The sequence below is a fragment of the Isoptericola halotolerans genome, assembly GCF_013149785.1.
GTDB classification, from domain to species: domain Bacteria; phylum Actinomycetota; class Actinomycetes; order Actinomycetales; family Cellulomonadaceae; genus Isoptericola; species Isoptericola halotolerans.
The window spans coordinates 236,087-261,972 of record NZ_JABEZU010000005.1; the positions used below are offsets into that span (position 1 = coordinate 236,087).

General features: G+C 72.2%; 25 protein-coding genes. 15 read left to right on the forward strand and 10 right to left on the reverse strand.

Features of this window, described 5'->3' with window-relative positions; genetic code table 11:
* The first annotated feature begins 16 nt into the window (after nt 1–16).
* From hrcA to HDG69_RS18050, 13 genes are all read left to right on the forward strand, one after another.
* Nucleotides 17–1,048: a heat-inducible transcriptional repressor HrcA gene (hrcA, locus tag HDG69_RS17990; protein ID WP_171785199.1), complete on the forward strand. Its 1,032-nt coding sequence runs from the start codon at nt 17–19 to the stop codon at nt 1,046–1,048.
* Between the two features lie 49 nt (nt 1,049–1,097).
* Entirely contained in the window at nt 1,098–2,216 is a 1,119-nt protein-coding gene (gene dnaJ / locus HDG69_RS17995; RefSeq protein WP_171785200.1) for a molecular chaperone DnaJ, read from the forward strand.
* Nucleotides 2,217–2,395: 179 nt separating this feature from the next.
* The gene (locus tag HDG69_RS18000; protein WP_171785201.1) at nt 2,396–3,178 is read left to right on the forward strand and encodes a 16S rRNA (uracil(1498)-N(3))-methyltransferase; all 783 of its coding nucleotides are present in this window, start codon (nt 2,396–2,398) and stop codon (nt 3,176–3,178) included.
* Nucleotides 3,179–3,188: 10 nt separating this feature from the next.
* A complete protein-coding gene (locus tag HDG69_RS18005) occupies nt 3,189–3,542 on the forward strand; it encodes an HIT domain-containing protein (RefSeq protein ID WP_171785202.1) in 354 nt (117 codons plus the stop codon).
* 2 nt (nt 3,543–3,544) lie between these two features.
* Nucleotides 3,545–4,627: a PhoH family protein gene (locus tag HDG69_RS18010; RefSeq protein WP_171785203.1), complete on the forward strand. Its 1,083-nt coding sequence runs from the start codon at nt 3,545–3,547 to the stop codon at nt 4,625–4,627.
* The gene (gene ybeY, locus HDG69_RS18015) at nt 4,624–5,076 is read left to right on the forward strand and encodes an rRNA maturation RNase YbeY (protein WP_171785204.1); all 453 of its coding nucleotides are present in this window, start codon (nt 4,624–4,626) and stop codon (nt 5,074–5,076) included. The genes HDG69_RS18010 and ybeY overlap by 4 nt, the downstream gene beginning before the upstream one ends.
* Before the next feature lie 8 nt (nt 5,077–5,084).
* Nucleotides 5,085–6,422 carry a CBS domain-containing protein gene (locus HDG69_RS18020; RefSeq protein WP_171785205.1) on the forward strand — a complete coding sequence of 446 codons (1,338 nt, stop codon included), beginning with the start codon at nt 5,085–5,087 and terminating at the stop codon, nt 6,420–6,422.
* Entirely contained in the window at nt 6,419–7,381 is a 963-nt protein-coding gene (era, locus tag HDG69_RS18025) for a GTPase Era (RefSeq protein ID WP_171785206.1), read from the forward strand. Before HDG69_RS18020 ends, era begins: the two co-directional genes overlap by 4 nt.
* 50 nt (nt 7,382–7,431) lie before the next feature.
* Complete coding sequence (locus HDG69_RS18030) at nt 7,432–9,012, forward strand: alpha/beta hydrolase (protein WP_171785207.1); 1,581 nt, start codon at nt 7,432–7,434, stop codon at nt 9,010–9,012.
* A 97-nt stretch (nt 9,013–9,109) separates the two neighbouring features.
* Nucleotides 9,110–10,840 (forward strand): DUF7937 domain-containing protein, encoded by a 1,731-nt coding sequence (locus HDG69_RS18035; protein ID WP_171785208.1) that lies wholly within the window; start codon nt 9,110–9,112, stop codon nt 10,838–10,840.
* Between the two features lie 172 nt (nt 10,841–11,012).
* On the forward strand, nt 11,013–12,791 hold the full coding sequence (gene leuA, locus HDG69_RS18040; protein ID WP_171785209.1) for a 2-isopropylmalate synthase: 1,779 nt from the start codon (nt 11,013–11,015) through the stop codon (nt 12,789–12,791).
* Nucleotides 12,792–12,825: 34 nt separating this feature from the next.
* Nucleotides 12,826–13,560 (forward strand): DNA repair protein RecO, encoded by a 735-nt coding sequence (recO, locus tag HDG69_RS18045; protein ID WP_171785210.1) that lies wholly within the window; start codon nt 12,826–12,828, stop codon nt 13,558–13,560.
* Nucleotides 13,560–14,351 carry an isoprenyl transferase gene (locus HDG69_RS18050; protein ID WP_171785211.1) on the forward strand — a complete coding sequence of 264 codons (792 nt, stop codon included), beginning with the start codon at nt 13,560–13,562 and terminating at the stop codon, nt 14,349–14,351. The genes recO and HDG69_RS18050 overlap by 1 nt, the downstream gene beginning before the upstream one ends.
* A gap of 76 nt (nt 14,352–14,427) precedes the next feature.
* Here the strand turns inward: HDG69_RS18050 and HDG69_RS18055 are convergent, their stop codons facing one another.
* From HDG69_RS18055 to HDG69_RS18095, 9 genes are all read right to left on the reverse strand, one after another.
* Complete coding sequence (locus tag HDG69_RS18055; RefSeq protein ID WP_171785212.1) at nt 14,428–15,489, reverse strand: ABC transporter substrate-binding protein; 1,062 nt, start codon at nt 15,487–15,489, stop codon at nt 14,428–14,430.
* Between the two features lie 120 nt (nt 15,490–15,609).
* Nucleotides 15,610–16,485, reverse strand: coding sequence for an ABC transporter ATP-binding protein (locus HDG69_RS18060; RefSeq protein WP_171785213.1), 876 nt, complete (start codon nt 16,483–16,485; stop codon nt 15,610–15,612).
* The gene (locus tag HDG69_RS18065; RefSeq protein WP_171785214.1) at nt 16,482–17,510 is read right to left on the reverse strand and encodes a FecCD family ABC transporter permease; all 1,029 of its coding nucleotides are present in this window, start codon (nt 17,508–17,510) and stop codon (nt 16,482–16,484) included. The genes HDG69_RS18060 and HDG69_RS18065 overlap by 4 nt, the downstream gene beginning before the upstream one ends.
* Before the next feature lies 1 nt (nt 17,511).
* Nucleotides 17,512–18,549 (reverse strand): FecCD family ABC transporter permease, encoded by a 1,038-nt coding sequence (locus HDG69_RS18070; RefSeq protein WP_171785215.1) that lies wholly within the window; start codon nt 18,547–18,549, stop codon nt 17,512–17,514.
* 56 nt (nt 18,550–18,605) lie between these two features.
* Complete coding sequence (locus tag HDG69_RS18075; protein ID WP_171785216.1) at nt 18,606–19,184, reverse strand: DedA family protein; 579 nt, start codon at nt 19,182–19,184, stop codon at nt 18,606–18,608.
* 33 nt (nt 19,185–19,217) lie between these two features.
* Complete coding sequence (locus HDG69_RS18080; RefSeq protein WP_171785217.1) at nt 19,218–19,622, reverse strand: Fur family transcriptional regulator; 405 nt, start codon at nt 19,620–19,622, stop codon at nt 19,218–19,220.
* A complete protein-coding gene (locus HDG69_RS18085; RefSeq protein ID WP_171785331.1) occupies nt 19,619–20,557 on the reverse strand; it encodes a metal ABC transporter permease in 939 nt (312 codons plus the stop codon). The genes HDG69_RS18080 and HDG69_RS18085 overlap by 4 nt, the downstream gene beginning before the upstream one ends.
* Nucleotides 20,557–21,360: a metal ABC transporter ATP-binding protein gene (locus tag HDG69_RS18090; protein ID WP_343036514.1), complete on the reverse strand. Its 804-nt coding sequence runs from the start codon at nt 21,358–21,360 to the stop codon at nt 20,557–20,559. Before HDG69_RS18090 ends, HDG69_RS18085 begins: the two co-directional genes overlap by 1 nt.
* Nucleotides 21,357–22,346, reverse strand: a complete 990-nt coding sequence (locus HDG69_RS18095) for a metal ABC transporter solute-binding protein, Zn/Mn family (RefSeq protein WP_171785218.1) — start codon at nt 22,344–22,346, stop codon at nt 21,357–21,359. Before HDG69_RS18095 ends, HDG69_RS18090 begins: the two co-directional genes overlap by 4 nt.
* Nucleotides 22,347–22,559: 213 nt before the next feature.
* On the opposite strand from HDG69_RS18095, the gene HDG69_RS18100 reads away from it, so the two are divergent.
* Complete coding sequence (locus tag HDG69_RS18100; RefSeq protein WP_171785219.1) at nt 22,560–23,948, forward strand: glycine--tRNA ligase; 1,389 nt, start codon at nt 22,560–22,562, stop codon at nt 23,946–23,948.
* Nucleotides 23,949–24,036: 88 nt separating this feature from the next.
* On the opposite strand, the gene HDG69_RS18105 is transcribed toward HDG69_RS18100, so the two are convergent.
* A complete protein-coding gene (locus tag HDG69_RS18105) occupies nt 24,037–24,186 on the reverse strand; it encodes a hypothetical protein (RefSeq protein WP_171785220.1) in 150 nt (49 codons plus the stop codon).
* Between the two features lie 251 nt (nt 24,187–24,437).
* On the opposite strand from HDG69_RS18105, the gene HDG69_RS18110 reads away from it, so the two are divergent.
* Entirely contained in the window at nt 24,438–25,886 is a 1,449-nt protein-coding gene (locus HDG69_RS18110) for an alanine/glycine:cation symporter family protein (RefSeq protein WP_171785221.1), read from the forward strand.

Genomic DNA, 25,886 nt, shown 5'->3' on the forward strand with positions numbered 1-25,886 from the left:
AAGGAGGCGCAGGGACGTGAGCGAGGAACGACGGCTCGAGGTGCTGCGCGCCATCGTCGAGGACTACGTGACCACGCGTGAACCCGTGGGCTCGCGCGTGCTCACCGAACGCCACCGACTGGGTGTCTCGCCGGCGACCATCCGCAACGACATGGCCACGCTCGAGGAGGAGGGCTACATCGCCCAGCCGCACACGTCGGCCGGTCGTGTGCCCACCGACGCCGGCTACCGGCTCTTCGTCGACCGGCTCGCCGAGGTGCGGCCGTTGACGGTCCCCCAGAAGCGGGCCATCGAGACGTTCCTGTCCGAGGCCGTGGACCTCGACGACGTCGTGGTCCGGGCCGGGCGCCTCATCGCCCAGCTCACCGGCCAGGTCGCCGTCGTGCAGTACCCGTCGTTGCGACGGTCGGGGCTGCGTCACCTCGAGCTCGTCCCGGTGGCGGAGGACCGTCTGCTCGTCGTGGTCATCACCGACACCGGACGGGTCGAGCAGCGGTTCTGCGAGGTGCCTGCGGGCGCCGACGGGGCGACGGTGCTCGACGAGGCCACGCTCGCCGAGCTGCGCGCCCGCTTCAACGCCGCCGCCGCAGGCAAGCGGCTCGCCGAGCTGCCGGTGGCGTTCACGGCGGTGGTCGAGGCCGTCGGCCCGTCCGTGGCCGGGGTCGCCGGTGCCGTGGCCGACCTGGTCGTGGATACTCTCGGCCAGGAGGGCGAGGAGCGGATCGTGCTGGCCGGCACGGCGAACCTCGCCCGTTCGGAGTCGACGTTCGAGCAGGGGCTGAGCCCGGTGCTCGAGGCCCTCGAGGAGCAGGTGGTCCTGCTCGGGCTGCTCACCGAGATGTCGACCGACGGAGTCGGGGTCCGGATCGGGCACGAGAACCGGCTCGACGGGCTCACGGAGGCCTCCGTCGTCGTCTCCGACTACGGTTCCGGAGGAGACCCGGTCGCCAGCCTGGGCTCGATCGGTCCCACCCGCATGGACTACCCGGGCACCATCGCCTCCGTGCACGCCGTGGCCCGCTACCTGTCCCGCGTGCTGCCCGGCTGAGCCGCGCGGAACACCTGACCCGACTGCGTACGTCACCGAAGAGAGAACTGTGACCGACTACTACGAGATCCTGGGCGTCGAGCGTGAAGCGACGCCCGAGCAGATCAAGAAGGCCTACCGCAAGCTTGCCCGCGAGCTGCACCCGGACGTCGCGGGAGCCGCCGGCGAGGAGAGTTTCAAGGACGTCGCGCGCGCCTACGAGGTGCTGTCCAACAGGGAGAAGCGCGAGCAGTACGACAGGGGCGTCGACCCGACCGCACCGGGCGGCGCGGGCGGCGGCTTCGGGCAGGGGTTCGGCTTCCAGGACATCTTCGAGACGTTCTTCGGCGGCGGTCAGGCCTCCGGCCCGGTGCCCCGTGCCCGCCGCGGCCAGGACGCGCTGGTGCGCATGGACATCGACCTCGTCGAGGCCACGTTCGGCGCCAAGCGGGAGCTGCAGGTCGACACCGCCGTGGTGTGCGGGACATGCACCGGCAGCGGCTGCCGCCCCGGCACCGACCTGCGCACCTGCGACGTGTGCCACGGCCGTGGCAACGTGCAGCGCGTCGCCAGGTCGTTCCTCGGCCAGGTCATGACCACCGCCCCCTGCGCTGCCTGCCAGGGCTTCGGCACGGTCATCCCCGAGCCCTGCGCAGAGTGCTCGGGCGACGGCCGGGTGCGCTCGCGGCGCAGCCTGACGGTGAACGTGCCCGCAGGCGTGGACACCGGCACCCGCATCAAGCTCACCGCCCAGGGCGAGGTGGGCCCGGGTGGCGGCCCTGCGGGTGACCTCTACGTGGAGATCCGCGAGAAGGCGCACGAGGTCTTCGTGCGCCGTGGCGACGACCTGCACTGCACGCTCCCGGTCCCCATGACGGCCGCCGCGCTGGGCACGGTCCTCGAGCTCGACACCCTCGACGGCGCCGAGGAGATCGACCTGCGCCCGGGCACGCAGCCGGGGCAGATCATCACGCTCAAGGGCCTCGGTGTCGGGCACCTGCACGGCAACGGCCGTGGCGACCTGAACATCCACGTCGAGGTGCAGGTCCCCACCGGGCTGGACGACGACCAGTCCGGGCTGCTGCGCCGGCTCGCCGAGCTGCGTGGCGAGGAGCGGCCCGACCCGCGCCTCGTCGCCGCGCACCCGGGCGTGTTCTCGCGGCTCAAGGACAAGCTGAGCGGCCGCTGACGTGAGCGCGAGGAGCCCCCGCGGAGGTACGCCGAGGTACGAGGTGTGGCGGAGCGAGGCACCGCGGCGGTCGCGTGGGAGGTGTGCAGCGTGAGCGCGAGGAGCCCCCGCGGAGGTACGCCGAGGTACGAGGTGTGGCGGAGCGAGGCACCGCGGTGGTCGCGTGGGAGGTGTGCAGCGTGAGCGCGCCGGTCTTCCTCGCGGCCGACGACCTGACCGGGGTCCGGTCCGGTGACGCCTACGTCCTGGGCGGCGACGAAGGTCGTCATGCGGGCGTGGTGCAGCGCCGTGCCCCGGGAGAGACCGTGGACGTCGTCGACGGCGCGGGAACCCGCCTGCGTGGCGTCGTGACCTCGGTCGAGGGCACCGACGTGCACCTGCGCGTCGAGGCCCGCACCGACGAGCCCGCGCCGGACGTCGTCCTCACTCTCGTGCAGGCGCTCGCCAAGGGTGACCGCGACCACCTCGCGGTCGAGGCCGCCGTGGAGGTCGGGGTGGATGCCGTCGTGCCCTGGCAGGCCGACCGGAGCGTCGTCGTGTGGCGCGGGTCGCGAGCCGCCAAGTCGCGCGGGCGTTGGGAGTCCACCGTGCGATCCGCCGTGAAGCAGGCCCGCCGCGCGTGGCTGCCCGCCGTCGGCGAGCACCTCACGAGCCGGCAGCTCGCCGCGCGGACCCGCGACGTGGTCGACGCCGGCGGTGCCGTCGTCGTGCTCCACGAGGAGGCCACGACGGCGCTCGCGGAGGTCGTGCTGCCGGTGCCGGCCGAGACGGGGCCCGACGCCGTCGCGCCAGAGCTGTTCGTGGTGGTCGGTCCCGAGGGTGGTATCGGGTCCGACGAGCTGTCGGCCCTGCGCTCCGCCGGTGCCGTCGCCGCCCGCCTCGGTCCGCACGTGCTGCGCACCTCGACCGCGGGACCCGTCGCCGTCGCCCTCCTGAGCGAACGTCTGGGACGGTGGCGGTAGCGTGGAGCACATGAACGTCACCGCCGAGGCTGACTGCCTCTTCTGCCGGATCGTCGCCGGCGAGCTCCCCGCCGACGTCGTGGAGACGACCGAGCGCGTCGTGGCGTTCCGGGACATCGATCCGCAGGCGCCGGTCCACGTGCTCGTCGTGCCCAAGGAGCACCACGGGGACGTCTCCGTGCTCGCCGCCGCCGACCCGACGCTGCTCGCGGAGGTCGTGGAGGTCGCCGACACGGTGGCCCACGACCTCGCCGACGGTCAGTACCGGTTCATCTTCAACTCCGGCCCCCGAGCCGGCCAGAGCGTGTTCCACGTCCACGGGCACGTCGTGGCGGGCACCCAGCTCGGATGGAGCCCCGCCTGAGCATGTCGTCGACCTCCGCAGCCTCCGACCGCCCCGTGCGCTCGGCCACCCCCACCACGAAGCACACGTCCGAGCACCGCGTCGTCGTGCCCGCCCACGTGCCGATGGTCGCCCTGCTGGGCAGCCGCGACGCCGTGCTGCGTGCCGTCGAGGACGGCTTCCCCGGCGTCGACGTGCACGCCCGGGGAAACGAGATCTCGGTGCACGGGCCGGCACCAGAGGTCGCGATCGTCGCCCGTCTGCTCGACGAGCTGATCGAGGTGGTCGAGTCCGGGACGCCGCTGACCCCGGAGGTCGTCTCCCGATCCGTGGCGATGCTCGCCGGCACGCCGGCCCAGCGGCCGGCCGAGGTCCTGACCTTCGACATCCTGTCCAGCCGGGGCCGCACCATCCGGCCCAAGACCGTCGGGCAGAAGCACTACGTCGAGGCGATCGACGCCAACACGATCACGTTCGGCATCGGCCCGGCCGGCACGGGCAAGACGTACCTCGCGATGGCCAAGGCCGTCCAGGCGCTCCAGGCCAAGCGCGTCAACCGGATCATCCTGACCAGGCCGGCCGTGGAGGCGGGGGAGAAGCTCGGCTACCTCCCGGGAGGCCTGAGCGAGAAGATCGACCCGTACCTGCGCCCGCTGTACGACGCGTTGCACGACATGGTCGACCCCGACTCGATCCCCAAGCTCATCGAGTCCGCCACCATCGAGGTGGCACCCCTGGCCTACATGCGGGGCCGGTCGCTCAACGACTCGTTCATCATCCTCGACGAGGCGCAGAACACCTCTGCCGAGCAGATGAAGATGTTCCTGACCCGCCTCGGGTTCGGCTCGACGATGGTCATCACGGGCGACGCGACACAGGTCGACCTGCCGAACGGCACCACGTCGGGGTTGCGGGTGGTCGAGGACATCCTCACCGGGGTGGACGACGTGGAGTTCTGCCGCCTGACGAGCTCCGACGTCGTCCGTCACCGCCTCGTGAGCGACATCATCGACGCCTATGCGCGCTGGGACACAGCTCGTCCGGGTGGTGGCCCGGCGGACGGGCCGCCACGCGGGAGCCGTCACGAACGAGGGAGCCGTCGGTGAGCGTCGAGGTCAACAACGAGTCCGGTCACGAGCTCGACGAGGCCGAGTTCGCGGCGCTGGCCCGCTTCGCGCTGGACAGCCTCCACGTGCATCCCTCCAGCGAGCTGTCGATCCTGTTCGTCGACACGGCGACCATGACGGACCTGCACGTGCAGTGGATGGACGAGCCGGGACCCACCGACGTGCTCTCCTTCCCGATGGACGAGCTGCGGCCGGGGCGCGAGGGCGAGGAGACGCCGCCCGGGACGCTCGGTGACATCGTGCTGTGCCCGGACGTCGCGGTGCAGCAGGCGAAGGCCGCCGGCCACTCCACCGTCGAGGAGCTGCTGCTGCTCACCACGCACGGTGTCCTGCACCTCCTGGGGTACGACCACGCCGAGCCCGAGGAGGAGAAGGAGATGTTCGCGCTGCAGCGCCGGCTCCTGCTCACGTTCCTCGCGGGACGGTGACCGGGACGGTGGACGCACCGGACCCGGTGCTGTGGCTCGTCCTGCTGGTCTGCCTGGCCCTGTCCGCCGTGCTCAGCGCCGGGCAGACGGCGGTGCAACGGGTGACCAGGGCGTCCCTCGCGGAGGCGCTCGCCGAGGCGCTCAGCGAGGCGGACGCCGACGGCGCCGTCCCGGGCCCGGCGCGGACCGCCCGGTCCCGGCGCGTCCAGCGTGCGCAGCACCTGGCCGTCGACCCCGCTGTGCCCGTCTCGCTCGCCCTCGTGCGGGTCCTCGCCGAGTCGGTCAGCGTCGGCGCCCTGGCCGTCCTGCTGCTCGACTGGTTCGAGGTCTGGTGGGAGGCGTTGCTGGGGGTCGCCCTCGCGGGCCTGGTCGCGGGTGTGCTGCTGATGCGCCTGAGCCCGCGGACCTGGGCCCACCGCCACCCGGCCCGTGCGCTGATCCTTCTCGCCACACCTCTGTGGGTGGCGCACCGTTCCGTGGGCTGGGTGCCGCGGCGTCGGCTGCCCGGCGAGGCGGCGGTGCCGGAGGGTGAGGAGCTGCGCGACATGGCGGACCGGGTCCGCGAGAACGAGGCGATCGAGGCCCCGGAGCGAGAGCTGCTCCGCTCCGCGCTGGAGCTGGGTGGCACGCTGGCGCGCGAGGTCATGGTGCCCCGCCCCGACATGGTGACGGTCGGGTCGCGCACCACGCTCCACAAGGCGATGAGGCTGTTCCTGCGCTCCGGCTTCTCCCGGGTGCCTGTCGTGGGGCGGACGGTGGACGACCTGGTCGGGGTCGTCTATCTCAAGGACGTGGCTCGGTTGCTGGACGCCGACCCGTCCGCGGGGGACCGCCCCGTGGTCGACCACGTGCGCGCACCGGTGTTCGTGCCGGAGTCCAAGCCGGCGGACGACCTGCTGCGTGACATGCAGGCCCGTCGCTCGCACATCGCGATCGTCGTGGACGAGTACGGGGGAGTGGCGGGTCTCGTGACCGTCGAGGACATCATCGAGGAGCTGGTGGGCGAGCTCACGGACGAGCACGACACCGGATCGGAGCCGGTGCCCGAGGACCTCGGCGACGGCACCTGGAGGGTGCCGGCCCGGTGGCCGGTCGACGAGCTCGGCGAGCTGTTCGGGCTGCGTCTGGACGACGACGACGTCGACACCGCGGGCGGCCTGCTCGCCAAGCACCTCGGTAAGGTGCCTCTGACCGGTGCCCGCGCCGACGTCGGCCCGCTGCGGCTGGAGGCCGAGCGTGTCGAGGGGCGCCGCAAACAGCTCGCGAGCATCCTGGTGCGCAGGAGCGCACACCCAGCAGCGGACGACGTCGTCGTACCGCACGATCAGAAGGACGTTTCCGCATGACGCACGAGACCTTGCACCGATCAGGGTTCGCCTGCCTGGTGGGCCGGCCGAACGTCGGCAAGTCGACCCTCACGAACGCGCTCGTCGGGGAGAAGGTGGCGATCATGTCGGCGCGGCCGCAGACGACGCGGCACACCATCCGCGGGATCGTCCACCGCGAGGACGCCCAGCTGGTGCTGGTCGACACCCCCGGGCTGCACCGGCCGCGCACCCTGCTGGGCGAGCGGCTCAACACGCTGGTCCAGGACACCTTGAGCGAGGTGGACGTGGTGGCGTTCTGCCTGCCTGCCGACCAGAAGATCGGGCCGGGTGACAAGTACATCGCGAGCAGGCTGGCGCCGCTGATGCAGGGGCGCCGACCGGTGCCGGTGGTCGCGGTGGTGACGAAGTCCGACCTGGTCGACCGCGGTCGGCTCGCGGAGCACCTGGTCGCGGTCGACCAGCTCGCGACGTCGATGGACCTCGACTGGTCGGCCATCGTGCCGGTCTCTGCCAAGGGCGGCTACCAGGTCGCCGAGCTGACGGAGGTGCTGGTGGCGCACCTGCCGGAGGGACCCGACCTGTACCCGGACGGCGAGCTCACCGACGAGCCCGAGGAGACGATGATCGCCGAGCTGGTGCGCGAGGCGGCCCTCGAGGGCGTGCGTGACGAGCTGCCGCACTCCCTCGCGGTCTCCGTCGAGGAGATCGTCCCGCGGGAGGGTACCGGTGACGAGGGGAGCGGCGACGTGCCGGGCAGGCGCCCCCTGCTGGACGTGCGGGTGACCCTCTTTGTGGAGCGGGAGAGCCAGAAGGGCATCATCATCGGTCGTGGGGGCTCCCGACTGCGAGAGGTCGGGACGACGGCACGGGAGGGCATCGAGAAGCTGCTCGGTGCCCGCGTCTACCTCGACCTCCACGTGAAGGTCGCCAAGGACTGGCAGCGGGACCCCAAGCAGCTGCAGCGACTGGGGTTCTGACCCGGCAGGTCCCCGGTCGCCGGCGACCGGGGACCGGTAGCATCCGGTGAGTGGTGTTCCGGACGATCGCGACGAGCGCGGCGCTGCTGGTCGGGCTGGCCGTGGTCGGCGCGGTCGCGGGCCCGCAGTGGGACCCGCAGCCGGTCACCGAGCACGTGGTCCCGGCGACCACCGACACGACGATCGGCGGTGTGGACCCGGAGTCGGTCGGGACCGTCGGGGACCACGACGTGCGGGCCGAGACGGTGACGATCGACCTGGACGGCACCGTCGTGGACGGCCTGCTGCGCCGGCCGCTCCACGAGGACGGCAGCGTGCTGCCGGACCGGCCCGGGGTCGTGTTCGTCCACGGTGCCGGGACCGGACACGCGGCCCAGGCGTTCAGCGACACGGCGACGGACCTCGCCAGCGCCGGAGTCGTCACCCTGGTGCCTGACAAGCGTCTCGACACGTACTCGTTGCGCGATCGCGACTACGAGGCGATGGCGCGGGACTACGAGCACTCCGTCGAGCTGCTGCGCGGGGTCGAGGGAGTCGACCCCGCACGGGTCGGTGCGTACGGCGAGTCCGAGGGCGCGTGGATCGTGCCGGTCCTGCAGGTCGACGACCCGTCGATCGCGTTCACCGTCCTCACCTCCGCGCCGGTGGTCGCCCCGCGGGAGCAGGCGGCCTACGCGGCCGACAACTACCTGCGCAACACGGGTGTGCCCGACCAGGTGTTCCGCGCGATCCCCCGTGCCGTCGGCATGCAGTTCCCCGGTGGCGGCTTCGGCTACGCGGACTTCGACGTGAGCCCGTGGCTCGCGGCGCAGACGGCGCCGGTGCTGGTCGTCTACGGCACGGCGGACGCCTCGATGCCCGTCGAGCAGGGTGCCCAGCTGATCCTGACCGACACCGCGGCGGGTCCGGGCGACGCGCCGGTCACGGTCCGGTACTACGCAGGTGCGGACCACGGGATCCGGGTGCGCGACGACAGCCCGGTGGGCGGGACGGTCCGCTACCCGCTGCACCCCGACTTCGTCCGGGACCTCGCCGCCTGGGTCCAGGGCCAGCCCGGGACCGCCGACGCCGTCCCGCAGGTCGCCGGCGCCACGCCGGAGCAGCTCTTCCTCGCCGCCCCCGTGCCGCAGCCACGCTGGTGGGGCAGCGGGGACGTCGTCGTGGCGGCGGTCCTGGGCGGGGCCGGGCTCGTGGTGCTCGCCCTCGGGGCGTGGGTCGCGGTCGTGCTCGTCCGCCGGGTCTCCCGACGGCACGCCGGGCCGCGGCCCACCTTCGCACCCGGCGTCGGGCGGGCACTGGTGGCGCTCGGGGTGGGCTCCGTCACGACGACCGCTGCTCTGGCCGTGTACCTGCTGCTGGTCGCCCGGCTCGCGTTCGACTACCAGCGCAACGACGTGATCGTCCAGGGCGGCTGGGTCGCGGTCCGGCTGCTGGGCGTGCTCACGGTGGTCGCGGCCGCGGTGCTGCTGCAACGCGTGGCCGACGTACGCTCGTCCCGGCGGTCCTCCGGTAGCGTGCGCGTGGCCCGGGGCGGGGCACCCGCGCTCGTCGCGCTGTGCTGCGTCGTCGCGGGGTCCGTGTCGTTGCTGTTCACGCTCGCGTACTGGGGTGTGTACCAGCTGGGCCTGTGACGCGCCGCGGAGCCTGACCTGACGGGAAGGGCTCGCGTCAGGTAGAAACGACCCGACCGGTTCTTCGGTCGTCCACTCATGCAGGGAGTCAGTACCCATGTCCGACGTCGTCCATCCGAGGTCACCGTTCGCGGAGGTCCCGCCCCGCGACGTCGTGCGCGACGTCGTCGCCGTCGTCGCCCTCCTGCTGGCGCTCCCGCTGCCCTGGAACGTGCTCGACCGCGGCAGTGATCTCCTGTGGGTGGTGCTCACCACGGGGATCGCCGTCCTGGCCGTCTGCGCGCCGTACGCCCGCCGCGCCGGGGTCCTGCCGGAGGGATGGCGGGGAGTCGCCGAGCCGCGAGCCCGCCTCGTGGGCCTCGCGCCGTACGCGCTGGTCGTGCTGCTGCACCTCGTCCTCGACCTGCTGTCCGTGAACGGCGGCGGCGTCGGTGCCGGGCTCGCCCTCGGCCTCGCGGGCGCCGTGCTGGCCGCCGCGTTGCCGACCACGCGCGGGCTGCTGGCCTCGGCCGTGGTCGTCGCTGTCGTCGCGGTGGCCACCCCGGTGACCTCCGTCGTCGAGGGTCAGCCCTGGCCGATGGTGGTCGGCGCCGCCCTGGCCGCCCTGCTCGTGCTCGGCATCCTCTGGCTCACCGTGTGGTCCTTCCTGCACGACGACGACGCCGCGGGCATCGTGCTCGTCGCCGTCGGTGCGGCGGTGGCGCTGGAGCTCGCCCTGCTGGGAGGGAGCTCTCAGCACGGGTGGGTCGAGTCCCTGCACGGGAACCGCTACGGCCTGCTCCTGCTCCCCGTCGTGGCGGCCTTCGCCGTGCCGCCGGTCCTACGACAGGTCGCCGCCTCGGCGGGCGAGCCCGCCGGGACGAACGCCGCCCGGTGGGTGCGCGTGGCCGTGCGCGCCTTCGAGCTGATGATCGTCGTGGCGGGCTTCGTCACGCTCGTGGCGGTCGTCCGGCTGGTGGCCGCGGCGTCGGCGGACGTGCCCGGCTTCGGCTTCGGCGTCGAACCCGTGCTGCGCCTCATCGTCGGTGCGCTGGTGGTCGTGGTGGCGTTCCTGGCGCGACGAGCGCTGCTCCGGGACGCGCGTGCCGCGCACGCCACCGCGGTCGGTGCCGCGTGCATCGTGATCGTGCTCGGTCTGGTGATCCTCGTCGCCCGAGCCGGGATCGGCACGCGGTCGCACGTCGAGGAGCTGCTGCTCGCGCTCGCCCTGCCGGCGATCGTGCTCGGTGCGTTGCTGCTGCCGTCGTCGGTCCGCGAGCTCGTGGATGCGGAGGAGACCGACGCCGCACCCGTGGGCTCCGCCGACGGCCCCGGGGACGAAGTTGCCGCGGCCCACGGCAGCGGCTCGTTCTCCGCCGTCCCGCTCGGCCGGGTCGCGGCTCCGGCCCCGGACGCTGCCGGCGTCCACGAGCCTGCTGGGCAGGAGACCGCGGTGCACGAGCCGGTCGTGCAGGCGCCTGTGCAGGCGCCCGTGCAGGCGCCGGCGGGTGATGCCGGTTCGCGGTGGCGTGGGACCTGGGCGGTCGGCACGGACGCGACCCAGCAGATGGCCCCGGTCGAGGCCTCGGCACAGCCGCAAGCCTCCGTGCCGGAGCCGGCGCACACCCAGGTGCTGCCCCCGGTGGCGGACGTCCCGGGTGCGCGCTGGACACCCGAGCAGGCGCTCGATCCGTCGACCCCGTTGGCCGACCTCGCCCAGATCGTCCAGGAGGCCCCGCACCTGCGGCCTCACGTGGCCGCGAACCCGGCGACGTACCCGGCCCTGCTCGACTGGCTCGGCGCGCTGGGCGACCCGGCGGTGGACGCGGCACTGCGCACCCGGCGGTGAACGCGGACGTCGGGGTGACACACGACACGCACGGTGTACGGTGTGACTGTGCAGCACGTGGTGAGCCTCCTCCTTCCGTGCCGCGGCGGGGCCAACTGACGGGCCGGACCCTCGCCGCGGTGGTTCGTGGTGTGCCGGCCGAACTCGAGCCCCCCACCGAAGGACCCCACTGATGCAGAGCTCTTCACGTCCCACGGGTATCGCCGCTGCCAACCCCCAGCGCCCCTCCGGGATGCCGTACCACCGCTACGTGCCGTTCCACGAGCAGATCGTCGTCGACCTGCCGGACCGCACCTGGCCGGACCGCCGGATCGAGAAGGCGCCGCGCTGGTGCGCGGTCGACCTGCGTGACGGCAACCAGGCGCTGATCGAGCCGATGGACGCCGAGCGCAAGCTGCGCATGTTCGAGCTGCTCGTGGCGATGGGCTACAAGGAGATCGAGGTCGGTTTCCCCTCGGCGTCGCAGACCGACTTCGACTTCGTCCGCATGCTCATCGACTCGGGGCGCATCCCCGACGACGTCGTGATCCAGGTGCTGACCCAGTGCCGCGACCACCTCATCGAGCGCACCTACGACGCCATCCGCGGCGCGAAGCAGGCGATCGTCCACCTCTACAACTCGACGTCGATCCTCCAGCGCGAGGTGGTCTTCCGGACCGACATGGACGGCATCGTCGACATCGCCCTGCAGGGCGCACGGCTGTGCCGCAAGCTCGAGGAGACCGTCCCCGGGACCACGGTCTACTACGAGTACTCCCCGGAGTCCTACACGGGCACCGAGCTGGAGTTCGCGGTGAGGATCTGCAACGAGGTGCTCGACGTGCTGGAGCCGACGGAGGAACGTCCCGTCATCGTGAACCTGCCGGCCACCGTCGAGATGGCCACGCCGAACGTCTACGCGGACTCCATCGAGTGGATGAGCCGGAACCTGAGGTACCGCGAGAACGTGGTGCTCTCGCTGCACCCGCACAACGACCGCGGCACGGCTGTCGCCGCGGCCGAGCTGGGCTACCAGGCCGGCGCCGACCGTATCGAGGGCTGCCTGTTCGGCAACGGCGAGCGCACCGGCAACGTCGACCTGGTCACGCTCGGGATGAACCTGTTCGGCCAGGGCATCGACCCCCAGATCGACTTCACCGTGGGTGGCGGGATCGACGCGATCCGGCGCACGGTCGAGTACTGCAACCAGCTGCCGGTGCACGAGCGGCACCCGTACGTCGGGGACCTGGTGTTCACCGCGTTCTCCGGCTCTCACCAGGACGCGATCAACAAGGGCTTCGACCACATGGCCACCCGTGCACAGGCCGAGGGCAAGCCGGTGGACGACCTCACCTGGGGCGTGCCGTACCTGCCGATCGACCCCAAGGACCTGGGTCGCTCCTACGAGGCGGTCATCCGCGTCAACAGCCAGTCCGGCAAGGGTGGCGTGGCCTACCTGCTCAAGACCGAGCACCACCTGGAGCTGCCGCGCCGGCTGCAGATCGAGTTCTCGGCCGCCGTGCAGCGGCACACCGACACGGCCGGTACGGAGGTGACCGGCAGCGACATCTGGCGCATCTTCTCCGACGAGTACCTGCCGGTGGACGCGGCCTCTGGGCTGGAGCCGTGGGGCCGGCTGCGTCTGCGCGGTACCCGGACGTCGTCGGGGGAGGACGGGGCCACGCACCTCGAGGTCGACGTCGTGGACCGGGGGGAGGAGCACGCGCTCACCGGTACCGGCAACGGCCCGCTGGCGGCCTTCGTCGACGCCATCGCCCACGTCGGCCTGGACGTCCGGGTGCTGGACTACGCCGAGCACGCGCTCTCCGAGGGCGGCGACGCCTCGGCCGCGGCGTACGTCGAGTGCGCCGTCGGCGACGACGTCCTGTGGGGCGTGGGGATCGACCCGTCGATCACCACCGCCACGCTGAAGGCCGTCGTGTCGGCGGTGAACCGGGCCGAGCGCCGCTGACCCCGGTGTCGGGCACACCTGGGACAATGGTCGGGTGCCCCTGTACCGAGACGACGCGATCGTGCTGCGCACCCACAAGCTGGGCGAGGCCGACCGCATCATCACGCTGCTGACGCGCGAGCACGGCAAGGTCCGCGCCGTCGGTCGAGGGGTGCGACGCACCTCGTCGCGTTTCGGTGCGCGGCTGGAGCCCTTCATGGCGGTGGACGTCCAGCTCCACACGGGTCGGAGCCTCGACTCGGTCACGCAGGTCGAGACGGTCGGTGCGTACGCGGGGCCGATCAGCGCGGACTACGGCCTGTACACCGCGGGCGCCGCGATGCTGGAGGCCGCCGACCGCCTGGTCACCCACGAGCACGAGCCCGCCGTCCAGCAGTACTGGCTGCTGGCCGGCGGGCTGCGCGCCCTGGCGGGCCGCGCGCACGCCCCGGGACTCGTGCTGGACTCCTACCTGCTGCGGGCGCTGTCGGTGGCCGGGTGGGCGCCGTCGTTCGCCGACTGCGCGCGCTGCGGCGAACCCGGCCCGCACCACTCGTTCGCGGTCGGCCAGGGTGGTGCGGTGTGCTCCCGCTGCCGGCCACCGGGGTCGACGGCGCCCGCGCCGGAGACGTTCGTGCTGCTGTCGGCGCTGCTCGCCGGCGACTGGGACGTCGCCGACGCCGCCGAGCAGCGACACCGTGCGGAGGCGGCCGGGCTCGTGGCCGCCTACTCGCAGTTCTACCTCGAGCGCACCCTGCGCTCGCTGCGCATGATCGAGAGAGAGGCCTGATGCCCCGCGTCCCCCAGCAGTACGCCGAGCCCTACCCGCACCCGTCCGGCGCGACACCGCCGTCGATCCCTGCGGAGTTCGTCCCGCAGCACGTCGCGGTGGTCATGGACGGCAACGGCCGGTGGGCCAACGCCCGGGGGCTGCCCCGTGTCGAGGGGCACAAGCAGGGGGAGAAGTCCCTGCTGGACGTGGTGGCCGGTGCGGTCCAGATCGGTGTCAAGCACGTCTCGGCGTACGCGTTCAGCACGGAGAATTGGAAGCGGTCGCCGGACGAGGTGCGCTTCCTGATGAACTTCAACCGCGACGTGATCCGCCGACGGCGGGACGAGATGTCGTCGTGGGGCGTGCGGATCCGGTGGGCCGGGCGGCGGCCGAGGCTGTGGGGCTCGGTGATCAGGGAGCTGGAGGTCGCCGAGGAGATGACGAAGGACAACGACCGCTGCACGCTGACGATGTGCGTCAACTACGGCGGGCGGGCCGAGATCGCGGACGCCGCGGCGGCGATCGCCCGGGAGGCCGCCGCCGGGCGGCTCAACCCCGACCGGGTCAGCGAGAAGACGGTGCAGAAGTATCTCGACGAGCCGGACCTGCCGGACGTCGACCTGTTCCTGCGGTCCTCGGGTGAGCAGCGCACGAGCAACTTCATGATCTGGCAGGCGGCGTACGCGGAGCTGGTGTTCCTGCCCGAGCCGTGGCCGGACGTCGACCGGCGGCACCTGTGGCGCGCGGTGGAGGAGTTCGCCCGCCGCGACCGCCGGTACGGGGGCGCCGTCGACGCCGCAACCTCGTAGTGCCGAACAGGAGGTTGGGCCCGCTTTCCCTGGGGAAAGCGGGCCCAACCTCCTGTTCGGCACTGACCGGGGTGGGTCAGCCGCCGTAGATCTCGGCGAGCTGGTCGACGACCGACGGGACGCCGTCGGCCCAGTCGTACGACAGCGCCGTGGGCGGCGAGACGGAGGACACCGCGACGGGCTCGACGACCTTGACGATGTTGCCCTCGGCGATGGCGGGGACGGCCTGCAGCGCGGCCCCCTCTCCGAAGGTGTCGGCCTCCTCCTGGGTGTACGTGTACGCGATGACGAAGTCCGCCTCGAGTTTGTCCAGCTCCTCGTAGGACAGCGTGTAGAAGAAGCCGCCGTCCGAGGTGTCCAGCTCGTCCACGGAGGGGGCGGAGACGACGCCGAGGTTCTCGAGGATCGACACCCGGGGGTCGGCCGGGGTGTACACGTACACCAGGCCGTCGGAGGGCGAGTCGACGATCGCGGCGAAGGTCTTCCCCTCGATCTCCGGGTGCTCGGCGGCGAGGTCGGCGAGGTAGGTGTCGATGTCGGCCAGCACCTGGTCACCGGCGGCGGAGCGGCCGAGCGCCTCGGCGGTGAGGGTGATGATGTCGTCCCACGGGGTGATCCACGGGGCCTCGGGGTAGGCCACGACCGGCGCGATGTCGGAGAGCACGTCGTACTGCTCCTGCGTCAGGCCGGAGTACGGTGCGACGATCAGGTCCGGGTCGGCCTCGACGAACTCCTCGTAGGGCACGGCGGCGCCGCCCTCGGCGTCGGTGAAGATCACCGGGTGCTCGGCGCCCAGGGCGTCGTACTCCTCCTCGACCCAGGGCAGCAGCGCCTGCTCGCCGACGGTGAAGATCTGCTCGCCGACACCGACGGGCGCGACACCGACGGCCAGGGCCGCCTCGGTCGAGCCCCAGCCCCAGGTGGCCACCCGCTCGGGCGCTTCCTCGATGACGGTCTCGCCCAGCGCGTGGGTGATGGTGACGGGGAACTCGTCGGTCGCGTCGTCGTCGCCGGCGTCCTGGGTGGCCGTGGTCTCCTCGCCGGGCTCGGGGTCGGCCCCGGACGAGCATGCCGCCAGGGCGAGCGAGCCGACGGCAGCGAGGCCGACGGCGGTGGTCAAAGAACGGCGAAGACGCACGGGTACTCCTCGGTGTGCTCGCGCCGGGACGCGAGGTAGGTCAGTTGAGGAAAGGCTAACCTCACTGTGTCGGGATGTGGAACCCCGGGTCCCGCCTCGTGAGCAATCGGTCATGTGAGGTCACTCACGGGGCTCGGCGGAACCGTCCGGCGCGAGGGTGCCGTCCGCGCGGCGGTGCCGGCCGACCGGCACGATCATCGGAGTTCCGGAGACCGGGTCGGGCACCACCTTGGCATCGAGGCCGAAGGCCTCCAGCACGGTCGCCTCGTCGATGACGTCCGAGGGTGCGCCCTCGGCCACGACCCTGCCGGCACACATCACCACGAGGTGGTCGGCGTACCGGGCGGCGAGGTTGAGCTCGTGCAGCACCATGACGACCGTCGTGCCGCGCTCCCGGTTGAGGTCGTGCAGGAGATCGAGCAGCTCGACCTGGTGCGTGACGTCCAGGAAGGTGGTCGGCTCGTCCAGCAGCACCACGTCCGTCTCCTGCGCCAGGACCATCGCCACCCAGACGCGCTGACGCTGACCGCCGGACAGCTCGGCCACCGGCCGGTCGGCGAGGTCCGCCACCCCTGTCGCCTCCAGCGAACGCATGACCACGACGTCGTCGTCGCTGCTGTGCCGACCGAACCATCCCTGGTGCGGGTAGCGGCCGCGGCCGACCAGCTCCGCGACGCGGACGCCGTCCGGGGCGACCGACGACTGGGGGAGCACACCGACGAGGCGGGCGAGCTCCTTGCGCGGCAGGTTCGTCACGTCCCGGTCCCCGAGCGTGACGCGGCCCGCGATGAGCGGGTGCAGACGCGCCAGCCCGCGCAGCAGGGTGGACTTGCCGCAGGCGTTGGGTCCGACGACGGCGGTGACCCTCCCCTGGGGCAGGGTGAGGTCGAGCCCTTCGATGACCGGGCGTCCGTCGTAGCCGATCGACACGCCGTGCGCCGTCAGGTCGCCGGCCGAGGTGCGTGACCCCGGAGGGGCGTGGGGGACGTCGATCATGCGCGACTTCTCCTCTCGTGGGTGGCGAGGAGCCACAGCAGGTAGGGGGCGCCGACCAGGCCTGTCACGATGCCGGTCGGTGCGGACACGCCGAGCAGGCCGTGCTGGGCGACGATGTCTGCGGCCAGCACCAGCGTCGCGCCCGTGGCGACCGAGACCGACAGGGCGGGCCCGCCGTCGTCGACCAACCGGCGGGCGATCGCCGGGGCGACCAGCGCGACGAAGGCGAGCGGACCGACGGTCGCCGTGGCGAGGGCGACGAGAGCGACGGCGACCAGCAGCGTGGTGACACGGGCCGCGTCGGTCGCCACGCCGAGGCCGCGGGCGTGGTCGTCACCGAGCGCCAGCGGCCCTTGCCAGCGGGCGAGGGCGGCGACGGCCGCGGCGAGGACGACCAGGCCCACGCCGAGCACGGTCAGCGCTGGACCGCGGACGTCGGCGACGCTTCCCACGGTCCAGACCAGCGCCGTGGCGGCGTCACGCTGGTCGGCGCTCGCCAGCATCCAGGCGAGCAGCGAGGAGGCGAGGTAGGCGAACCCGACGCCGACCAGGACGAAGCGGATGGAGTGCAGGCCCTGACGCCAGGCGAAGAACCAGATGAGCACGGCGATGGTGGCAGCGCCCACGAACGCCCCGGCGGAGACGGCGGCACCGGTCAGGCCCAGGCCGAGGAGGACGGTGACGGCACCGAGGGAGGCCCCGCTGGCGATGCCGAGGATGTCCGGGCTGGCGAGCGGGTTGCGCAGGGTGGACTGGAAGAGCGCGCCCGCCAGCCCGAAGGCGGCCCCGGCGAGCAGCGCCGCGGCGACCCGGGGCAGCCGGAGGCGGTGGACGACGAAGAGGTCGCCCGCGTCACCGACACCGACGACGGCGAGCAGCGCCCGGCCCGGCGTGAGGGACGCTGCGCCGAGGGTCAGCCCGAGGGCGGCGAGGACCACGACGAGCGCGGCGAGCGAGCCGAGCACGAGGGCCAGGCGTCGGTGGCGGAGCGTGCGGAGGGAGGCGACGGTGGCCGGTGAGCTCATGTCAGACCCCTGCGACCTTCCGGCCGCGTGCGACCGCGACGAGCACGGGCGCGCCGATCGCCGCGGCGACCACACCGGCTTCGAGCTCGCTGCCGGGCAGCACGAGGCGACCGATCACGTCGGCGCCGAGCAGCATCACCGGCCCCAGGAGGGCGGAGAGAGCGAGGACCCAGCGGTAGTCGGTGCCGACGAGGCGGCGGGCGGCGTGGGGGACGGCGAGGCCGACCAGTGCGATCGGGCCGGCGAGCGCCGTGGCGGAGCCGGCCAGGAGCACGATCGTCAGGCCGGCCAGCGCACGGGTCATGCCCACCCGCTGCCCGAGGCCGCGGGCGACGTCGTCGCCGAGGGCGAGCATGTTGAGCCGGTGCGCAAGGCCCGCGGCGAGCACGGCGCCGGCCGCGATGATCGGCAGGACGACCGCCAGCGTCTCGAGACCCCGTCCTGTCAGCGAGCCGACGGCCCAGAAGCGGTAGAGGTTGAAGGCCTGCTGGTCGCGCAGCAGCACGAGGGTGATCATCGGCGTGATGAGGGCGGTGACCGTCGCGCCGACGAGGGCGAGCTTGACCGGTTGCCCCGCCCCGATGGAGAAGACGAGCGCCGCCGCGGCGGCGGCGCCGAGGAACGCGAACCACACGAACTGCGCCGGCGCGGTCAGGCCGAGCAGCCAGACCGCGCAGACGATCGCGAGCGACGCCCCGGAGTTCAGCCCGAGCAGGCCGGGGTCGGCGATCGGGTTGCGGGTGACGCCCTGGATGACCGCCCCGGCGACACCGAGGGCGAGGCCGGCGCAGACGCCGACCAGGGCGCGAGGTACGCGCTGGCCCAGGATGACCTGGTGGTCGACGTCCCCGGCGACGGGAGCCGTCAGTGCCTCCCAGACGACGGCCGGGGAGACCTCGCGCACGCCGAGCACGAGGCTGGCGACGACGACGAGCGTGAGCGCACCGAGGGCCACGACGCAGGCCGCGACCCGTCGCCGGGCGCGCGACGCCACCAGACGGGCCGCGTCCGAGGACGTGACCTGCGGTGAGGTAAGCATTGCCTTATCTTGTCACAGCGGTCCGGGTGATCCGGACCGCTGTCCGCGAGGAGCCGTCAGGCTCGATCGCTCGCCGGGTCCGCCAGGGCGGCGTCCTCGGTCCGGAGCCGGGACCGACGGCGGCGCACGAGCCAGGCGACGCCGGCCGCGGCGAACAGCAGCGCCACGGCCAGCGCGGCCGGGTGGACGAGGAAGAGCAGGATCGCCGCATAGACCACGGCCGTGCCGACCGTCGTCCAGACCGCGGCCCAGATGAGGCAGCCGAAGAAGAGCGCCACGAGGTAGCGGCCGAACGGCATCCGCAGGTATCCGGCGGCGAGGTTGACGATCGTCTGCACCCCGACGGTGAGGAAGGACACCGTGACCGCCGGCGGCCCCCAGCGGTGGATGCGGTCGACGATCTGGACCGCGCGGGGGGTCGCCAGCAGGTGCGCCACCCGGGTCCCGCCCATGCCGCGGGCGACGCCACGGCCGAGCCAGTACGTCCCCTGGGCGCGCGCCATGACGATGCAGAAGGCGATGACGTAGACGACCCAGTAGGGGAACCCGTCGAGCGTGAACACCCCGCGGTGCCCGCTCTCCCCGGTCGAGGCGACCACGACGACCGCGGCCGGGGTGATCGAGGCGAGGGTCATGAGCACATCATGCCCTGCTGAGGTATGGCTGGCCTAACCCTCGCGCGCGGCACGGCAGGCCGCGCACGTACCCCACAGCTCCACGGTGTGCTCGATGTCGGAGAAGCCCTGGGCCGCTGCGACGCGTGCCGCCCAGGACTCGACCGTGGGGCCGTCGATCTCCACGGCCGTACCGCAGGAGCGGCACACCAGGTGGTGGTGGTGCTCGTCGCGCACGCAGCGCCGGTACAGGGCCTCGCCGTCCTCGGTGCGCAGCACGTCGACCTCGCCGCCGGCGGCGAGGGACTGGAGCGTCCGGTAGACGGTGGCGAGCCCGACGGCGTCACCGCGGTCACGCAGCAGCTCGTGGAGCTGCTGCGCGCTGCGGAACTCGTCGGTCGCGTCCAGCGCGCCGGCGACGGCGGCACGCTGCTTGGTCATGCGCAGCTGCTGGGTCATCTCTCGCACACTCCTTCGGTGCTGGTGGTGGTGGCGGCGACCTCGACCTCGACGTCGTCGGGGATGTCGGGGTGCGGGTCTCGCGCCGGCCGTCGACGGGTCAGCAGCGGGTGGAAGCCTGCCACGACCGCGTACACGGCGATGGCCAGGACCACGATGAGGGCACCGGGGGAGACCGGGTACCAGTAGGTGATGCTGAGCCCGACGACGCACACGACGACGCCGACCACCGAGCCTACCGCCATCGTGCGACGGAACGAGTGGGTGACGAGCTGGCCGATCGCCACCGGGACGATCATCAGCGCCGAGACGAGCAGCAGCCCCACGACCCGCATCGCGACGGTGACGGTGAGGGCGGCGAGCACGGCCACGGCCATGTTGAGCGCCCAGACCGGCAGGCCCGAGGAGATCGCGAACTCCTCGTCGTGGCTGACGGAGAACAGCGCCGGCCTCAGGCCGACGCCCACCAGGAGGATGAGTGCGCACAGCACCACGGTGAGGATCAGGTCGGTGGAGGTGACCGTCGAGATCGACCCGAACAGGTAGGCCATGAGGTTGCCGGAGGAGCCACCGGCGATGCCGATGATGAGCACGCCGCCGGCGATGCCCCCGTAGAACATGATCGCCAGCGCCAGGTCGCCGGAGGTGCGCCCACGCCGTCGGACGACCTCGATGAGCACGGAGCCGACGACGGCGGCCACGACGGCGCCGGGGATCGCGAGGACGTCGTTGGGCACCAGCCCCAGGCCCGCCCCGACGAGCCAGCCCAGCGCGACACCCGTCAGGGCGACGTGCCCGATGCCGTCGCCGAGGAGGGCGAGGCGCCGCTGCACGAGGTAGGTGCCGACCACCGGGGCGCTGACGCCGACGAGCAGGGCCGCGACGAGCGCCCGCTGCATCAGGGGGTCGGTGAACATCGAGCCGAGCTCGCCCATCACGGGTTCACCTCCGTCGGGCCGGTGCCGAGAGGGCCGTCGCCGAGCCCGACCTCGGCCGTCTGGAGAGGCAGCTCCGAGGTGTGCGGGTGCACGTGGTCGTGCTCGGGGATGTCGTGCGCGGCCCGTGCGCGGGGCGGGGCGCCGTCGTGCACCACGACACCGTGCCGGAGCACGACGGCGCGGGTGACGAGACCGGCGAGCTCGCCCAGCTCGTGGACCACGACGAGCACCGTGAGGCCGCTGTCGGCGAGCCGGGTCATCGTCGCCGCGAAGGCCTCCTGGCTGGCCCGGTCGACCCCGGCCACCGGCTCGTCGAGGACGAGGACCTCGGGCTCGCGCACCAGGGCGCGGGCGATGAGGACGCGCTGCTGCTGACCCCCGGAGAGCTGGCTGGTGGCGTCGTCGGCACGGTCGGCGAGGCCCACCTGGTCGAGAGCCTCGCGCACCAGGTGCCGCCACCCGCGCGGCAGCGCGAGGCGTCGACCGTGCAGCAGCCCGGAGGCGACGACCTCGGCCGCGGTCGAGGGGACGCCGGCGGCCGCGCTGACGCGCTGCGGGACGTAGCCGATGCGGTGCCAGGGCACCCCGTTGCCCAGCGGGTGGCCCAGGAGGCTCACCGTGCCGCGCGACGGGGGCAGGACACCGACGACGGTGCGCACCAGGGTGGACTTGCCGGACCCGTTGGCGCCCAGCAGGGCGACGACCTCTCCGGTGTCCACGCGCAGGTCCACCCCGCGCAGCACGTGGCTGGCACCCAGGTGGACGTGCACTCCCTGGGCGTCGATGACGGGTGTGGTCACGCGCAGCCCAGTCCTTCGGTGATCGCGGCGAGGTTGTCGTCCATGACAGAAATGTAGTCCGCGCCGGACTGCTCGGCCTCGGCGGACAGTCCCTCGAGCGGGTCGAGCAGGGCGGTCGTCACGCCGAGGTCGCCGGCGAGGGTCTCGGCGACCTTCGGGCTGGTGAGCGTCTCGGTGAAGATGGTCTGCACGTCGTTCCCGGCGACGACGGCCCCGATCTCGCGCAGGCGGGCCGGGGACGGCTCGGCCTCGGGGTCGAGGCCGGAGATGCCGATCTGCACGAGTCCGTACCGCTCGGCGAGGTAGCCGAAGGCGGCGTGGCTCGTCACGAGCGTCTCGCCCTGGCAGGGCTCGAGCGCCGTGGCGTACTCGGTGTCGAGGTCCTCCAGCGTCGCGACGAGTGACTCGGCGTTGGCGGTGTAGGTGGCGGCGTTGTCGAGGTCGGCGGCGCCGAGCTCCGCCGCGACCTCCTCGGCGACGGGGGCCAGCCGGGTCGGGTCGAGCCAGAAGTGCGGGTCGAGGTTCTCGTACCCACCCTCGTGCCCGTGGTCGTCGGCATGCTCCTCGTCGGCGTGCTCCTCCGCCGACTCGCCCTCGTGCTCGTCCCTGTGCTGCACCGACCCGGGGTGGGCCTCGAGGCCGCCGAGCGGGGCGGCGTCGACGACGTGCTCGGGCGCGCGGGCGTCCATGGCCTCGTCGACCGCGGGCTGGAACCCGGACTGGAAGACCACCAGGTCGGCGTCGCCGATGGCGCGCACCTGCGAGGGGGCGAGCTCCAGGGCGTGCGGGTCCGCGGCCTGGGGAGTCATGTTCTCGACGTTCACCAGGTCGCCGCCGACCTGCTCCGCGACGTACTGCAGGGGGTAGAACGAGGCGAGGACCTGCACCCCGTCCGCCTCGGAGCCGCCGCCGTCGGTGGAGCACGCCGTGAGCGCGAGCGTGACGGGCAGGGCGGCAGCGAGGGCGAGCAGGGGACGACGAGTCATGAGAACGATTCTCAGGCTTGGCGGGAAGGGAAGTCAAAGCGGTCGGCTAGGGCGTTCGTCACGCTACGCGCAGCTCTGCGGTGGTGCCGGACGCCTGGGCCGCGAGGCCTGCCCGGTAGGCTGAACCACTGGTGCCGGCGTCCGTTCGTCGGCGCTGTCCATGCACACCCGCCCCGCCGGAGCCACCTGCGGGGTCGACCTCAGGAGTGATCCGTGGCTGCATCCGCGACCGCCCAGCTCGACGCCGTCGTCTCCCTCGCCAAGCGGCGGGGGTTCGTCTTCCAGTCCGGTGAGATCTACGGCGGGTCCCGGTCCGCCTGGGACTACGGTCCGCTCGGCACGGAGCTCAAGGAGAACATCAAGCGTCAGTGGTGGCGGGCGATGACGCGCCGCCCCGACATCGTGGGCCTGGACTCCAGCATCATCCTGCCGCCGCAGGTCTGGCACGCCTCGGGCCACGTCGAGGTGTTCACGGACCCGTTGGTGGAGTCCCTGCACACGCACAAGCGGTACCGCGCCGATCACCTCATCGAGGCGTACGAGGCCAAGCACGGCCACCCGCCCGCCAACGGCCTGGCCGACGTCCGGGACCCGGAGACGGGTCAGCCTGGTGCGTGGACCGAGCCGCGGAACTTCTCGGGTCTGATGAAGACCTTCCTCGGTGCCGTCGACGACGACTCGGGCCTGCACTACCTGCGCCCGGAGACCGCGCAGGGGATCTTCGTGAACTTCGCCAACGTCGCTGCCGCCGCGCGCAAGAAGCCGCCCTTCGGCATCGCCCAGATCGGCAAGTCCTTCCGCAACGAGATCACGCCGGGGAACTTCATCTTCCGCACGCGGGAGTTCGAGCAGATGGAGATGGAGTTCTTCGTCGAGCCGGGGACCGACGCCGAGTGGCACCAGTACTGGATCGACGCGCGGATGGCCTGGTACACGGGCCTGGGTATCGCGCCGGAGAACCTGCGGGTGTACGAGCACCCTGCCGACAAGCTCTCCCACTACTCGACGCGCACGGTGGACATCGAGTACCGCTTCGGGTTCGTGGGGGGCGAGTGGGGTGAGCTGGAAGGCATCGCGAACCGCACGGACTTCGACCTCAAGACGCACTCGGAGCACTCGGGCAAGGACCTGCAGTACCGCGACCCGGTGACCAACGAGAAGTACTACCCGTACGTCATCGAGCCGGCCGCCGGTCTGACGCGTTCTCTCATGGCCTTCCTCGTGGAGGCCTACGCCGAGGACGAGGCGCCCAACACCAAGGGTGGGGTGGACAAGCGCACGGTGCTGCGCCTGGACAAGCGCCTGGCGCCGGTCAAGGCCGCTGTGCTGCCGCTGTCCAAGAGCGCCGACCTGCTGCCCACGGCAGAGAAGCTGGCCGCCGAGCTGAGCGAGCACTGGAACATCGACCACGACGTCACGCAGGCGATCGGCAAGCGGTACCGGCGTCAGGACGAGATCGGTACGCCGTACTGCGTCACCGTGGACTTCGACACGCTCGAGGACCAGGCCGTGACGATCCGCGACCGCGACACCATGGCTCAGGAGCGGGTGGCCCTCGACCAGGTCGCCGGCTACCTGGCCCAGCGGATGCCTGGCGTCTGACGTCGCTCCAGCACACGAGCGGGGGCCGTCCGGACGGACGGCCCCCGCTCTGCTCCCGCTGGTGAGCGGAGGTGCATCGAGATGAGGGTCAGGTCTTGGTCCGCCTCACCAGGGCCAGCACGAGGCTGACCACCAGGACAGCGACACCGATCCAGAGCAGAAAGATGCCGATTTCTGTGGCGACGCCGAGCACGACCAGTACGACGCCGATCAGGATCAGAATGAGCCAGAGTGGCATGTCGACCTCCTTCGTCAGTCACGAACAGTTGCCGTGACTCCTTGAACGTGTCACATCGACGGGTATGACGCACCCCGGCACTCATATCGGACAAAAGGCTCGTCGCCCGACGTGCCGGTTTACTCGGTCGACGATGGCGCCCCAGCGTCGGTCTGACACCGTTCCACCAGGATGGCGGTGCTCCGGGTCACAGGCACGCCGGCGCGCACGCTCGATTCGACGTGCGCGCCGGCGCCGCACAGAATGACCGGATGCTCAACGACTGGATCCTCACCGGTGGGGACGCGCTGTGGACCTGGATCGTCCTGCCCGTCGTGGCGGTGCTCGGCGTCTACTTCACGGTCCGGAGCGGTGTGGTGCAGCTGCGGCTGCTCCCGGAGATGTTCCGCACCCTGACCAACCCGGCCCCCAAGGGCCCGGACGGCCGAGCCCAGTCCGTCTCCGCGTTCGGCGCCTTCACCATCTCGGCGGCCTCGCGCGTCGGGGTGGGCAACATCGCCGGCGTCGGCACCGCGATCGCGGTGGGTGGTCCGGGCGCCGTCTTCTGGATGTGGCTGATGGCGTTCGTCGGCGGGGCGTCGGCGTTCGTCGAGTCCACGCTGGGGCAGCTGTTCAAGACGAGGGACGCCGACGGGTTCCGCGGCGGGCCGGCGTACTACATGCAGCGAGGGCTCAAGGCCCGATGGATGGGCATCCTGTTCGCCGTCATCCTCATCCTCTGCTTCCCGTTCGCCTTCTCGTCCCTGCAGGCGAACACGATCTCCGTCACCGTGGCCACGACCGCCGGCGTCGAGGGTGGTGGGCTCGCCTGGGGCGTCGGCATCCTCCTCGCGGTGCTCACCGGCCTGGTGATCTTCGGCGGGGTGCGACGCATCGCGCACGTGACGCAGGCGGTGGTCCCCACGATGGCGTTGGTCTATCTGCTCACGGGGCTGGTCGTCGTCGCCCTGAACGCCGAGCGCATCCCGGACGTCGTCGGCGCGATCTTCACCGACGCGTTCGGGTTCAACGAGGTGCTCGGTGCCACGCTCGGCACCGTCATCATGCAGGGGGTCAAGCGCGGGATGTTCTCCAACGAGGCGGGCCTCGGGTCGGCGCCGAACGCCGGTGCGACGGCCGCCGTGACGCACCCGGTCAAGCAGGGGCTGGTGCAGTCGCTGGGCGTCTACTTCGACACGTTCGTCGTGTGCTCGGTCACCGCGTTCATCATCCTGGTGACCGGGCCGGACCTGGCGAACGCCGCCCCCGGGATCACCCTGACCCAGGAGGCGCTCGTAGCGAGCCTCGGATCCTGGTCGAACGTCCTGCTCACCGTGATCATCTTCCTGCTCGCCTTCAGCTCCATCCTGGGCAACTACTACTACGGCGAGTCCAACATCGAGTTCATCACCACCTCCCGAGGCGTGCTGCAGGGCTACCGAGCCCTGGTGGTGCTCGCGATCCTCGGTGGCTCGGTCGCGTCCTCGGAGCTGATCTGGAACACCGCCGACGGCATCATGGGCCTCATGGCGCTCGTGAACCTCGTGGCGATCGCGCTGTTGTCCGGGATCGTGTGGAAGCTGCTCGCCGACTACCTCGCGCAGCGGCGCTCCGGTCTCGACCCGGTCTTCACCCGTGACCGGCTGCCCGAGGTGTCCGGCATCGAGTGCTGGGAGGACGAGCGCACGGTGACCGGTGTCACGCCGGTCGTCAAGGCGTAG